10 protein-coding genes are annotated in these 13,153 nt (G+C 61.5%); all 10 read right to left on the minus strand.

Annotation, left to right across the window (positions count from 1 at the left end; translation table 11 throughout):
- Positions 1-205: 205 nt before the first annotated feature.
- Complete coding sequence (locus CHC02_RS23375; RefSeq protein ID WP_141137697.1) at positions 206-1,492, minus strand: sulfotransferase family protein; 1,287 nt, start codon at positions 1,490-1,492, stop codon at positions 206-208.
- The gene (locus tag CHC02_RS23380; protein WP_167364763.1) at positions 1,449-2,609 is read right to left on the minus strand and encodes a glycosyltransferase family A protein; all 1,161 of its coding nucleotides are present in this window, start codon (positions 2,607-2,609) and stop codon (positions 1,449-1,451) included. The genes CHC02_RS23375 and CHC02_RS23380 overlap by 44 nt, the downstream gene beginning before the upstream one ends.
- A gap of 162 nt (positions 2,610-2,771) precedes the next feature.
- A complete protein-coding gene (locus CHC02_RS23385; RefSeq protein WP_089393792.1) occupies positions 2,772-4,223 on the minus strand; it encodes a glycosyltransferase family 4 protein in 1,452 nt (483 codons plus the stop codon).
- A 9-nt stretch (positions 4,224-4,232) separates the two neighbouring features.
- Positions 4,233-4,940, minus strand: coding sequence for a glycosyltransferase family A protein (locus tag CHC02_RS23390; protein ID WP_167364762.1), 708 nt, complete (start codon positions 4,938-4,940; stop codon positions 4,233-4,235).
- Positions 4,941-4,965: 25 nt separating this feature from the next.
- The gene (locus CHC02_RS30275) at positions 4,966-5,757 is read right to left on the minus strand and encodes a glycosyltransferase family 2 protein (protein ID WP_090330257.1); all 792 of its coding nucleotides are present in this window, start codon (positions 5,755-5,757) and stop codon (positions 4,966-4,968) included.
- The gene (locus tag CHC02_RS23405; protein WP_089393796.1) at positions 5,747-7,465 is read right to left on the minus strand and encodes a sulfotransferase family protein; all 1,719 of its coding nucleotides are present in this window, start codon (positions 7,463-7,465) and stop codon (positions 5,747-5,749) included. Before CHC02_RS23405 ends, CHC02_RS30275 begins: the two co-directional genes overlap by 11 nt.
- Positions 7,462-8,685: an ABC transporter ATP-binding protein gene (locus tag CHC02_RS23410; RefSeq protein ID WP_089393797.1), complete on the minus strand. Its 1,224-nt coding sequence runs from the start codon at positions 8,683-8,685 to the stop codon at positions 7,462-7,464. The genes CHC02_RS23405 and CHC02_RS23410 overlap by 4 nt, the downstream gene beginning before the upstream one ends.
- Positions 8,686-8,727: 42 nt before the next feature.
- Positions 8,728-9,885, minus strand: coding sequence for a glycosyltransferase family 4 protein (locus tag CHC02_RS23415; RefSeq protein ID WP_089393798.1), 1,158 nt, complete (start codon positions 9,883-9,885; stop codon positions 8,728-8,730).
- On the minus strand, positions 9,882-10,889 hold the full coding sequence (gene galE / locus CHC02_RS23420; RefSeq protein ID WP_089393834.1) for a UDP-glucose 4-epimerase GalE: 1,008 nt from the start codon (positions 10,887-10,889) through the stop codon (positions 9,882-9,884). The genes CHC02_RS23415 and galE overlap by 4 nt, the downstream gene beginning before the upstream one ends.
- 88 nt (positions 10,890-10,977) lie before the next feature.
- Complete coding sequence (locus CHC02_RS23425; protein ID WP_089393799.1) at positions 10,978-12,786, minus strand: hypothetical protein; 1,809 nt, start codon at positions 12,784-12,786, stop codon at positions 10,978-10,980.
- Between the last annotated feature and the right edge of the window lie 367 nt (positions 12,787-13,153).

The following is a 13,153-nucleotide window of genomic DNA, read 5'->3' on the forward strand; positions in this document are numbered from 1 at the left end:
GTAGGCCCGGCTCCGCGCCACCAGCGAACGCGGTCAAGTGATGAAAAAGAAGCCAGCAGGATCGAGACTGGTATCCTGCCGGCCCCTGGCCGCGCCCGGCCGAAGCCGGGCACTCCACATTCAGTTTTTACGGGTTGCTCCGCCAGATAGGGACGAAAGCCTCCCAATACAAGGTCTGGAATGGTAGCAATCACTGTCGATAGCGTCAAATAGGCTTGGTGCCTATTCTCCCCACCCATTCGGCGCAACGCCGCAGGGGCTCCGTCGCTCGCCAGGACCTGCTGGACAGGATCGACTCGAGGCGCTCAAGAGTTGCAGAGAGTTCTGCACGCAAGCCAGACTGCGTGGCCTCCGAGGAGGCAAGCGCTCCACGCAGGCCCTTCATCGACACCAGAAGAGCATCGCGCTCCCGCTCCACTGCCTGGAGCCGGACCAGATACGCTTGCTCCTGTGCCTCGAACCAGGCCGCCGCCTGCCGATGTGCAGTCTCACCCGCCTGGACGGTGGATTCCAGGCGAGATATCCAACCGACCAGTTCTGCCTCTCGGGCAACCAAACGCTTATGGTCACTGAGGTACCACTGGGCGGTCCTCCAGGACTCCTGGTCCATTTGTCCGAAATGTCGCAGCAATGGCCATACGTCGGCAAATTGGCGCTCCATGGCCTCGATCCGACGAGCGCAGACCTGTTCTGCATCCCTGGCCAGCCCGCATAGCAGGTCATGGAGTTCAACCAGGGCCGGAAAGGCATCTGCATGCTCTTGCAGAAGCGATGCGTCGAAGCACGTATGCCGCAGGGAACGGTCCAGGATGCCCACGGAGAAACACTGGAACGACGCCTCCGAGAATGGCAGGCCCAGACGATCTGCAATCCGCAGCAGGGATTCACGCGGCTGCGCCATGAACAGGTCGTAGTCGACTACGACCATGCGCCTGGTAACCGCGAATCGCAAGGCCCTATACATGTGCTCGTACCACAGCATCAGGCTCTTCGCCGTGGAAAAACCGTCGCGCGCCTGTAACGAGGCGGCCACGCTCAACGGATGGCGGACGGGGACCACCAGTGCAACATTCACCCTTCTGGCATCCAGCAGCGGCATCCAGAAATCCATAAGACGCGGCAGGCGCGGATCCTTGATGCCAAACAGGTCATGGCAAGCCAGGCGTTGATCCAGCAACAGCCCCATTCGCCGCTGCAGAACCTTGCCAGCCTCGCTACCCAGGAGGCCGGCGCCATCGACACCAACACAGGAAGACGAAGAGCCTTGCGCCGCGAATACCTGTTCGTTCAGTTCGACAATCGCGCTGTCCTCCCAAAACCCCCTGGGATTGTCCGGCCTCGGCGCGATGAGGTGCTCCCCGAAGTCCACCCCCAGGCACTCCAGCGCCGCGGACAACAGGCTGGTACCGGAACGATGCATGCCAAGTGTCATGACTACCGTTTTCAATTCATTTCCTACCTGACTGACAACGATCCCATCGAGCCGGTCCATCTCCACGTTCGACTACGACGTCTTGCGCATGGAGAAGCCGGGCAGCGCCGGGCGCCTGGGGCACGACCAGAGCGCCAAGCCAATCCCGGGTCGCGAAGTAGTTGCTCACGAACGCAGCGCATTGACTCTCATCTAGGAGTCCGGACAACCGATAGACGGTGGCGGCGCGCTCGACCAACCAGCCGGGTGGCTCAGCGCAATCCTCGATGAGCAAGTGCAGCGTCGCCTTTCCGATGAGAACCTCCAGTTCCGGTCGAGAGCATTGCTTGATATCGCAGCCTCGTTGCAGGCAAACCACAAAAATCCGTACCGGCGGACGCCGATACTGGCCCGGTCGTGACAAATTGAGCAGCGGTTCATCCACCAGCCGGCGGCGATATCCATCGGCCAGCGATTTTCGCCAAGCCGAGTTGGCGCAAAACTCCCGATGCGCCAGGCGCAACTCTCGGCAGGCCTGGCGCGGGCGACGGTTGGCATGCCCCAGTCGCGACCTGGGGTGCCTCCGATAGAACATCAGCGCCTCGCCTATCACCCTGCCCCGTACTCCCAAGCTCGCCAGGCGGATCCAGAAATCCCAGTCCTCGTACAAGGCACTCCGGACCTCGGAAAAACCGCCCACAGCCGCCCAGGCAGAACGCGAGAACACAGCCGAGACCCCAAGGTGATTGACGTGAGCCAGCAACACCGGATCGAGGTCTCGGGTCTTGACCAACCGCCGCTCCCTTCCGAACAGCTGCAGCCAGCTATGGGCCAGCCCCAGGCCTGCATCCGCCTCCAGCATGACCACACACTTCTCCAGGTAAGACGGCGCTAGAAGGTCATCGGCGTCCAGGCAACAGACATACCGCCCTCGAGCCTTAGCGATGCCCGCATTGCGTGCAGCCCCGGGACCGGCATTGGCTTGCCGGAGAACGGTCAATGAGGTGAGCCGCTCGAGCAACACGAGCAGACGACGAGTGGCGGGATCATCGGAACCATCGTCTACCAGGATGACCTCGAAGTCCTGCAATGTCTGCTCGCGCAAACTGCGCAGCGCCTGCAACAGATAATGGCCATAGTTGAAGCAGGGAATGACCACACTGACCAAAGGCAATTCAGGGGCCCAGGGTTCAGCCATAGCAGGCTCGCCAGGCAGACTTCCGCATGGGCGCGAGCCCAGCATCCAATGGAGCGCAGCTCGGCCCGGATTCCCCGCCATACGCCGTAATGCGGGCCGGCACAGGAACCAGAACCGCTCTGCTCCCGAACGAATCGCCTCTGCCATCGACATGAATGGCACTCACTCGACCGGCTGCGGTGCAGCACATGTCGGCAAGTATCCCGGCACGGCGGCAACCTCTCGCGTAAAAGTGGCCCAGACATGCCGCCCGCGCATTCGGGCCTGGGCATTGGTCACTTTCCTTTCGGCCCGCTGAGGATCCTCCAGCACTTGCCTGATCATCTCGACAAAGGCAAGCGGCCCTGCCGCAGCATCGAGGGGATAGCCGCTGTCCTCCTCCACCAGCTCCGCTATACCGCCCACCGTCGGCGCGACTATGGGAAGGCCTGCGGCAGTAGCCTCGAGCAGGACGTTCGGCAAACCGTCGTAGGCGGAGGTATAAAGGAAAACGCCATAATCACCCGCCTGGGCGATTGCCGCGAAACTGTCAAAGCGGCCAACCAGGGAAACGTTCGGCAATGCCTTCAGGCGCTGCAGCACATTTGTGTCATAGGCGGGGTCGGCTTCACCATGGACATCGAAGCCCACCTCCGGCATGGCCCGGGCGATTTCATAAAGCAGCTCGGGGCGCTTCTGAGCGGCCAACCGTCCCGCCCATAGCACCTTCCTACCTACTCCAGGCGCGCTGACGATCTCGCCGATGAAGGGGAAATACAAGGCATGCAGACGCTCCCGCGGAAGGCCGTCACGCCGCTGGATGAGCTCGAGAAAGTGCTGGTTGTCGGTGAAAACACCAGCGAGGTGCATCCATGCCTTCGGCAGGAACTCTGTGGCATAGCCACAACGCACCCCGTTGCGGTCGACATCGTCGCAGTAGACGCTGGCAAACAGGCGCTTGCCACTGCTCACCAGCGGTTTGCCGAATCGCTCGAACAATTGCCAACCCAGCAACGAATTGATCAGGTGCAGCGTACTGGCCGAACTCTGCAGCAGCAGCCGCAGCAACACCAGTTCACGATCCTCGTCGCCGGCATGTCGCGTCAGGCGTCCGAACTCGACCACCCTGGCCGCTGCCGGCAGGCGATTGATCCAAGGTGAGAGGACATCCCGGGTGATCACCACCGTCACCCGCAACCCCTGCTCCACACAAAGGTGAACATGGTGCAAAGTGCCCAGATCGGCCCCACCTCGCATCATGTGGGGAATGAGGAAAATCACTTGAGGCTGGCTGTCGACGAAATCAGCCAACAATTCCCGGTAGAGCGCCGCTGCATGAGGATCCTCGCCTGGCTGCCAGGAACGGAAGCGACCGAGCAGCTCATCGCTGGGATATAGCGCCGGCTCGATATGCGACAGTTCGCGTAACTCCTCGACTATCCAATGCGGCAGCGCTGCCGCTGCAGCGCCCTGAATCGGCGCAGCCTCCGGAAAGTAGCGATACTTGAGACGGCGGCAGGACACCACGAACTGCTGCAGCTGTCGCTCATTCAGGCAGCGTCGCAGAAGCGCGAACATCCATCTGTAGGCGTGCCAGGCAAGCCATGCGAGGAGTTTCTTCAGACGTACGGACATCAAAACCTCTTACCTCCAGAATCCATCGGCGAAGAATGGCCCCGGGCGCACGACGACCTGCTGTCGCAAGCCGGCGCTCTGCCGGGAACCGGCAGGCTTGCGCCGATAGAACAACGCCGTCTGCGGCGCTGTGGTATGGCGCGCTCCCGCGGCCAAGGTCGCGAGGCTCCAGTCCCAGTCCTCGTAGCCGAAGCCGGTCCTGGCCATGTTCGCCTCCCGATAGGGGCAACGCAGGAACAGCTCCCGAGACGCGAACACCGTCGAGGCCCACAGATGGTGTTTGAAACAGGTTTCAGCCCCCCCCTTCCCGGTTAACTGATCGCTCTGCCGGGAAAACTCCCAGGACTCGCCGAAAGTCAGCAGATAATCGGTATGCACGACCACCTCGCCAGACTGCGCAGCCAGGGCGCTCGATGCCTCGGTAATCCAGTTCGCCGAACAATAGTCGTCGCCATCGAGAATGCCGATCAGTTCGCCGTCCGCCTCGCTGACTCCCAGGTTGCGCGCCAGGCCAGGATCCCCCAGGGATGCCTCTATGACTCGATCCGTCGGACGCAGTACCGGATGCTCGCGGACCATTCGCAGCGTGAACGGATCGGCATGGTCCAGTACTGCCAACAGTTGCACTTCGTGCCCGAATAGCTCGGCATGGCTACGCATGCGTTCGAAGCCGAACAGCGACCACTGTCCCAGTGTGCGCTCGCGATGGAAGGTCATAACCACGCAGGACCTGGACATGGTCTCAACCAACCTCCGACAAGTGACGAGAAAAGAAGACACCCGGCCTGGGTACGCCGGCTGTCCCTTTACGCTGGACGGGGAGCCCCTCGGGCGCTCCGCGACAAAAGGCGGCAGTACCGCTAGCCAGGGTGTGAGCGCGACCGGAAGCAATGACCTCCAGCCCCCAGTGCCAGTCAGGAAAAGCGAAGCCCGTCTGCTCGGTGAACACAGGCTGATAGGGCACGGCCTCGAATACCTCGCGACGGGCAAAGACCATGGCGCCCCATGGATAACTCTTGAAGCAGCTCGCCGAGCTGTAAGCATCCACCAATTGATCGATGCAACGGGCATAGGAGAAGGCCTGGTCGTGATGCAGGAGATACTCGGGGTGCACCACCACCCGACCTCCACAACGCCGTACGACTCTCTGCGCCTCTACCAGCCAATTGGCGCTGCAGTAGCTGTCGCCATCGAAGATACCGAGACACTCGCCCTCCGCCAGGCCTATGCCGGCATTGCGGGCCAGGGACAGGTCACCGTGCTCGACCTCCAGCAGTCGGTCCGTCGGCTGCAGAGCCGGATGCTCATTGACAATTCGCCGGGTATCGCAGTCAGGACGGTCGAGTACCACCACCAACTGGACCGACAGGCCATGGAAAGCAGTCCATCGACGCATGCGCTGACAGGCCCATAGACTCCATTGGGCCCGTATGCCTTCGCTGCCGAATACGCCCACAAGGCTGATCACCGGCGGCATGGCGTCCATCTCGTGCCCTTTTATTTCCCCCATATCGGTACGACCGTCAAAGTACATATCCCAGACTCCCGGCAACGTCACTCACCACGGCGGCGACCAGCTCACGCTCATGCTCGTCCATCTCGTTACCAAGGCAGGACAGTGGGGCCTGATCCGGCAGAGAAGCGCTCCCCAGCAAGCGATCGAGCATGCCGGAAGGCTCGCTGACCAGATCCTCGTATCGCATCCAGCGCAGATGCTGCTCCATTTCCAGCAATTGGCAGGCGAGGTAGCGCCACCAGAGCGCCCGGCGCACAGGCAGGCAATCGCATGCCACGACTTCCCGCAGCATCTTGCGCTGCCAGCCGCTCAGGCCGGGATCGTCCGGATGGCCGACTGGCTGTGCCTGCACCGCCGCCGTACGCAGGTGTTCGAAGGTCCGCTTCCAGGAAGACAGACTGTCGTAGGGGTGGCGAACAAGCGCGATGCAGGTGGCGTCGGGCATAACCCGATGCAACTCCGGGAGACGCGACAGGTACGCCAAGGTGTTCTTGGTCCCCAGGGTGAAAGACCTGCTCTGGAGTTGCGCCCGATAAGGCAGTCGGTGGTCGAACTCGCGGGCGGTATCGTCCACCAGACGCCCCTCCACGTGCTTGTTCGGCACAGGCAACCCCGCCAGCAGGTCACGACGCAGTTCGCCATACAGCCGCGGAATTCCCCACGGAGTGGCACCGCTCGCCAGTGCCGGAAACACCTCGGCGGGCTCATTGATGATCACGGTGTCCCGACGTTCCGACAGCAGCCGACACAGATGGCTGGTACCGCTACGTGGCAGGCCGGTAATCAGCAGATCACGCCCAGCATCCTCCAGGCACGGGCTGACACCAGAACCAGCGAACCAGGCGGGTGAATAGGCCTGCACATCCACGGATTGCCGGAGCACCTCGGCCAGTTCGGGGAAACGTTGCTGGAGCCCCTGCATGTCGCCCAGCAACTCAGGTTCACGCGCCAGCACCGGAAGGTCGTGATAGTGGCAGAAGAAAGGCCCCCTCCCCGACTTGCCCAATGGTTTCAGGTGCAATGGAAAGTTGTAGCGCTCATCCAGTGAACGTATCCGCTTCTGCAATTGCACCAGGGCAAGCGGCAGTGCCAACTGGTCCAGCCAGGGCCATTTGTGCTCAAGCCCCGGCTCTTCGACGAGGCACTTGGCCACCCTTAACCAGGATGCGGCGAATTGCCCGGCATCGCGCACCCAGATGAAGCCGGCGTTGAAATACCCGGGCATGACCTCCTGATCATGGCTGGCCAGTACTCGCATCTGCGGAAGATCGAGCCCCAGCACCCCGTACAGACGCCCCCAGTAGTTGGCGTCGGTGGGTACCAGAGCCATATCCGCAGGCTTCAGCGCCGCTTCGGCCTGACGAAGCGCATCGAAATCCGGCGCGTGCAGACAGTACATGTCCGTATCGAGAAACAAGGTGTGCTCATACCCCTCCCCCAGGGCCAGAGCGGCGAACTTATTGCCGATGGGGTACGCCGTACCGAAGGGGTTCTCGATCTCCCGAATAGGAATGGCGAGGCGGTCGTACAGGTTGTGCGAAGCTTCGCTGAGCGCGCCCCAGGACGACGCGGGAGTGGCCAGGGCGGCCAGGATGGGGACCTTTTCTCCAAGCCTTGCTCTGAGAGAGGTCGCCAGCAACGCTGCCTTGTACTCGAGCGCACCGCCATGGGTAACGAATACCACGCAGAAGCCGGGAGCGACTCGATCAGGAAGTGAATGGGTCATGGTGCGTGCAGCAACTCGAAGGAGCCATGCAGGTTGACCACGGCATCGAAACGCTTGATGGGATTGTTGATTCGGAAAGTCGCTGCGTTCACCTGCTTGTCCAGCAGTTCGCAGAGTTCATCCGTCAACGCGTCATCCAGGCGTACCGTCAGGGCATAGTCGCCTGCCTGCAGATCGCCAGCGAAGCTGATGCGTACATGCAGAAGTCCATCGTCCCCCGTCGGCAACTCGATGCCCTGATGCGAATTGTTGAATGCGTAAAGGTTGTATCCCCGCAGATCACGAAGAACCAAGGTGATCCTCGGCCTCGATACAGGCTGGAATAGCCTGGCCACCACCTCGACCACTATCCGTTCACCGCTATCGAAAGATTCACGCCACTCTCCGGCGGTTCCCAGACGCAATTGCTGAATCCGCCCCTTGGCGTTGCCAAACGCCAAACCTCCATTACCAAGCGCAAGGTCGGTACCGCGTTCACCCACACGGTCTACAGCAGCACCCGCCTGGCTATCGCGCTGGTAGAGTTCGCAAGCCGTCTCGCAATCGCCGTCGAATGCAACCTGACCATCCCTAAGGTAGATAGCCCGGCTGCAATAGCCTTTGATCAACTGCGCATCATGGGAGACCAGCAAGATGGTCACGCCCCTGGCCAACAACTCGTCCAGCCTGCTCAAGCATTTGAACTGGAAGGCGGCGTCGCCAACCGCAAGGGCCTCGTCGACGATCAGCAGGTCGGCGTCGACATGGGCATTCAGGGCGAAAGCCAGGCGGACGTACATCCCGCTCGAGTAGGTTTTGACGGGTTGGTCGATAAAGGGGCCTATGTCGGCGAACGCGATGATCTCTTCCAGTTTTCCGGCGATTTCCTCACGGCTCATGCCGAGCAGCATGGCGTTGAAGATCACGTTGTCCCGCCCGCTATGCTCGGGGTCGAACCCCATCCCCAGTTCCAGCAGCGCGGCTACCCGACCATGGACCTGCGCCTTGCCCCGGGACGCGCGCAAGGTCCCCGCGATGATCTGCAGCAGGGTCGACTTTCCTGAGCCATTCCGGCCGATGATGCCCACCACTTCACCTGCCGACACCTGGAGCGAAACGTCACGCAAGGCCCAGAACTCGCGGTGAAAGCTGAAACGCTTGCCGAACAGCGCCTGTAGGAAACGCTTGCCGGGGCTGTCGAACAGATGGAAACACTTCCCAAGTCCGTCAACCTGGATCATGGGGTATCGCTCAACACTCATCTCGTTACCATTGGCCGGCGACTACATGCTCGCCAACACTTTCCTGTTGATTTCACGAACGTCGTAACGCGCTTCGGCAATCCGCCGGCTCTCCCTTCCCATCCGCAGAATGAGTCCGGGGTCATGGATGAAACGAGCCATCACCTGCTTCAGGGCCGCAGGGCTGCGGATCGGCACCAGAAAGCCGTTGACGCCGTCGACGATGCTTTCCCGGCAGCCCACCCAGTCCGTGGTGATCACGGGCCGCCCCAGTGCCATTGCCTCCTGGATGCACCGCGGAATGCCCTCGCGGTAATAGGAGGGCAGCACCAGGACGCTGGACTCGTTCAGCCAACCCCGCACATCCCTCACCCAGCCGACCCAACGCACGGAGCCTTCCTCGTTCCAGCGGAGGATTTCCTCCCGCCGGATGGAGTCCGGATTCACGTCCGTGTCGCCAAGGACGATGCATTCGATCTCGGGGTACTCCGCCTTCAGAGCGCGGGCAGCCTCGACGAAGTCCTGAATACCTTTCTGCTGCAGAAGGCGGCCGACGAAGATGAAGACGACCGGGCTCACCGGCGGACGCGATGGAAGGAAATGCGTCAGGTCGAGGCCGATGCCCGGCAGCAGCACGACCTTTTCCGCCGCTACCAGGCCGCCATGCACGAAAAGCGCGTAGTCGTCGGCATTCAGCAGAAAAACGCATCGGGACGACTTCAGGGTAATGCGGTAAAGCTGGCGCACGAGACTGCGCAACAATCCTCTGGCCGGGCTCGATGCGTCGACTTCCGAGAAGACGTAGCCAGCCCCCTCGATCATCGAATAGACGATACGAACCCCGGCCAACCTGGCGGCCAGGCCACCGAGGATCACCGGCATGGGGAAGTAGCTGAACACGGCATCCACCCGGCAGGAACGTAGCTGCCATGCGGTTTTCACGACTGCCCACAGCGCCGTGAGCGGATTCATGCCGCTGCGCCCGATGCAACCCCGCACCGGCGTCGCCCCCAGCTGGCGAAGCTGCCTTCTGGTGTGCTCGTCGTGATCGGGTGCAAAGGCATATACCTCCACGCCCCTGGCCACCATGTCGCGAATCAGCTCGCCGCGAAAATTGACGATCGAGAAGGCCTGGTTCGAAACCAGCGCCAACCGTCGGAAGCCGAGGTCGCCCGCGTCGGGCCGGCCTGAAAGCGTCATGCGTCCATGCCCGACGTCTGCCAGCGCCAGACATCGGCCACTATCTGCCCGATGTCCTTGCGGGACTTCCAGCCCAGTTCCCGCTCCACCTTGGCGACATCCGCCCAGCTTTCCGCAATGTCCCCCGGGCGACGGTCGCGAACCTCATAAGGTATCGGCTTGCCGCATGCCGACTCGAATGCCTTGAGGACCTCCAGAACCGAGTATCCCCGGCCCACGCCCATGTTCCAGACATGTGCGCCGGCGTGCCGGAAAAGAAAGTCCAGGGCCTGCACGTGCCCCTGGGCCAGGTCGCAGACATGCACGTAGTCGCGTACCCCCGTACCGTCGGCCGTGGGGTAGTCGTTTCCATATACCCCCACGGTCGGCTGCTGGCCTACGGCGACACGGCCAACGATGGGCAGCAGGTTGTTCGGCTGGCCTTTGGGGTCTTCGCCAATCAGGCCGCTGGCGTGGGCACCCGCGGGGTTGAAATAGCGCAGTATCGCTACCGCCCAGCCTGGGTCGGTCGCAGCGAAGTCCCTGATCACTTCCTCGGCGAAGAACTTGCTTCGGCCATAGGGATTGACCGCCCGCCCTGCCGCATGCGTTTCAGCAACGGGGACGCTTTCGGGATCGCCATAGACGGTGGCGGACGAACTGAAGACAAGGCGACGGGTTCCCGCCTCCTCCATCACCTCCAGCAACGTCAGGATGCCGCCGACGTTGGTGGAGTAGTAGTCCAGTGGCAGCCTTACGCTTTCCTCCACGGACTTCAGCCCCGCCAGGTGGATGACGGCATCGATGGAGTGCTCGGCGAAAAGCTCCCGAAGCAATGAGATATCTCGAACGTCCCCCTTCACGAAACGCAGGGACCTGCCGGTCAGGGCCTCTATGGTGTCGAGGGTGGCCTGGGAACTGTTGGCCAGGCTATCCAGCACAACGACATCGGCCCCCCATTCCAGCAAACGCACGACCACGTGGGAGCCAATGAAACCCGCTCCGCCTGTCACCAACACATTCATCGCTACACCAGTGAAAACATCGCGCATCGAAAAAAGTGGAAAGGCGATTCGCATCGCCTCCCCACGACCTCATGGCATAAGCCGGAGATCAGTTGCGGTTGTTGCCACCGCGATGGTTGACAGTGGTGGACGGACCGGAATCGCCGTTGAAGTTGCCCTGGGTGGTGGAAGTCATGTTCACCAGGGTGCCGTTCGGCGTACGGATCAGACCGAGCGCCTCGCAGGTGGGGAACTCGCCTTCGATCACCAGGCGGGCACGGCCACCTACGCCATTCCAGTCGTTACCATTGACACCGAAGGCGGAAGCGACCTGCTCCACGCTGTAAACGCCGGTTTCATGGGCCTGGAGGACTTCCTTGCCGCTCTGGTCGACGATGTAGGCACTGCCGACTTCCGGGTAGCGCTTGCCGTTCTGGTCGAACAGCACACCGCGGACCTTGCCGGAACGACCGCTGTCGCTGGTGTTGGTCAGGCGGATGAAGAACGCATCGGCGTTGTTGGCGGCCGGCAGGTTGAACAGGCTGGCGACGCAGCTGCTCTTCCAGAAGTGGTCGATTTCGCCACCGTTGATCACCCGGTCGACGTAGCGGACGTTACCGAAGTCGATGCTCAGCGGACCTACGGCGAAGCTCTGCTGGGCAACCATCGGGTCGACGCCATTGGACTTCACGCAGATGTTGTAGGTCTGGTTGACGTCGCCATTCACCAGGCTCAGCGGCAGCCTGGCTACGCCATTGGCCCCCGTGTTCGCCAGGATATCGGCAGCGCTCCAGGAGTGAGCGGCAGCGGCGCTGCCATCGGCAAACGCCTGGCAGGTGCCGGAAGTCAGCCCCACCGAGTCGATGCCGCTGAAGTTGCCGCTGACGTAGCTGGACAGCTTGTCACTGCCGTTGAAGCCGAACACGTTGCGGCCGTCTTCGTTCAGCACGTCCTGGTTGACGCCAAGGCGCACACTGCCGAGGCGAGCGTAATTGACGCCGTAATTGGTGGGATCGGTCAGTTCCGGCTGGGCGGAGACGCTGGTGTCGAAGCTCTTGTCCTGGTTGGCCAGGTCCAGCGAGTGGAGAACCTGGTACTGCCCCCAGGTGTTGACATTAAGGACATCCCAATAGACCGCCGGCAGGGAGGTGAATACCATCAGCGGCGGAGCGGAGTCGTTGTTCTTCGCGTCGCCGCCATTCGGGCCGGTGGTGGTGTCCAGCTGGGCGGAAACGGTGACATTGAAACGACGCTCGTTCAGCGGATCGTCCAGCATGTCGACGTTGGACTGGCTCAGGAAGGTCACGTCCCCCTGCAGGGCGGCGCGCAGGCGATCGACCCGCGCAGGCTGCTCGTTGGAGGTGTTGTTGGTGCGGAAGTTGAAGTGAATGATGGAACTCTCGGCCACCGCTTTCGCGATTTCCGCGGCGCCGGCGCTGTCCAGCGTGAGGCTGAGGGTGTTGACCCCGGTGCCGCTGGTGATGGCGAAGCCTTCGCCGGCTGGCAGCGTACCGATCTGGATCTGGTTGGGGGTGATCGTGTTGGCGAACTGCGCCACGGTACGATCCAGGGTCAGCTTGACGGTATGGCCGACGTCGACCTTGTCCGCCTTGGCCAGGTCGATGGCGTATTTGAGATCGGGCAAGTCGAATTGAGTGGTTTCGGAAAGGTTGCCGAAGACTTCCTGCGCGATGGTGATGTTTGCGGCGCGGCTGACGTAGTTCGCACCGGTCTCGATACTCACGCCCTCCTTGTAATTGGCTTGGCCCGGAGCATATTGATTATCGGCCCCCGGAGAGTTCTCGAGAATGGTCCCGTTGGAACTCTGACCAACGACGATGCTGACGACGCCGGCATTGGCCGCACCGGCGAACATGGCAGAGACGATAGCCGCGCTCAGCAGTGTTCTTTTCAACATTATTTCAAGCTCCTAACTTTTCTGGAATTTCCATTCAGTCGATCGACTGGGTCGCCGACGACAAATTACATACGGACCTTATTTCGTACCTGAAGCGGAAATGACACCTTGAACTCCGCGTCGGGCAAGGCTCGCCGAATACCGCCCAGCCAATTCCGACCGGGCAGAACAAGGAAAACGCAATACGGCCATATGATTTATTTCGCGCCCTTCCACAACTTACAGCCATGCCTGACCGAATGTGGGAACAGCGCAAGCCAACACCAAGACAGCACTAGCTTCAGGAAGCTTTATATATTCGGGTTTTCCTCAAAACAACGGACAAAGCCTTGCAAACACCCAAATACCAAAAATATGGAAAATACCT

The sequence above is a fragment of the Pseudomonas delhiensis genome (assembly GCF_900187975.1).
Classification (GTDB): domain Bacteria; phylum Pseudomonadota; class Gammaproteobacteria; order Pseudomonadales; family Pseudomonadaceae; genus Pseudomonas; species Pseudomonas delhiensis.

What these genes read in the sequence shown, in the direction of transcription:
- CHC02_RS23375 (WP_141137697.1), bottom strand. Translation starts at nt 1,492, where the DNA reads ATGGACCGGCTCGATGGGATCGTTGTCAGTCAGGTAGGAAATGAATTG.
- CHC02_RS23380 (WP_167364763.1), bottom strand. Translation starts at nt 2,609, where the DNA reads ATGGCTGAACCCTGGGCCCCTGAATTGCCTTTGGTCAGTGTGGTCATT.
- CHC02_RS23385 (WP_089393792.1), bottom strand. Translation starts at nt 4,223, where the DNA reads ATGTCCGTACGTCTGAAGAAACTCCTCGCATGGCTTGCCTGGCACGCC.
- CHC02_RS23390 (WP_167364762.1), bottom strand. Translation starts at nt 4,940, where the DNA reads ATGACCTTCCATCGCGAGCGCACACTGGGACAGTGGTCGCTGTTCGGC.
- CHC02_RS30275 (WP_090330257.1), bottom strand. Translation starts at nt 5,757, where the DNA reads ATGTACTTTGACGGTCGTACCGATATGGGGGAAATAAAAGGGCACGAG.
- CHC02_RS23405 (WP_089393796.1), bottom strand. Translation starts at nt 7,465, where the DNA reads ATGACCCATTCACTTCCTGATCGAGTCGCTCCCGGCTTCTGCGTGGTA.
- CHC02_RS23410 (WP_089393797.1), bottom strand. Translation starts at nt 8,685, where the DNA reads ATGATCCAGGTTGACGGACTTGGGAAGTGTTTCCATCTGTTCGACAGC.
- CHC02_RS23415 (WP_089393798.1), bottom strand. Translation starts at nt 9,885, where the DNA reads ATGACGCTTTCAGGCCGGCCCGACGCGGGCGACCTCGGCTTCCGACGG.
- galE (WP_089393834.1), bottom strand. Translation starts at nt 10,889, where the DNA reads ATGAATGTGTTGGTGACAGGCGGAGCGGGTTTCATTGGCTCCCACGTG.
- CHC02_RS23425 (WP_089393799.1), bottom strand. Translation starts at nt 12,786, where the DNA reads ATGTTGAAAAGAACACTGCTGAGCGCGGCTATCGTCTCTGCCATGTTC.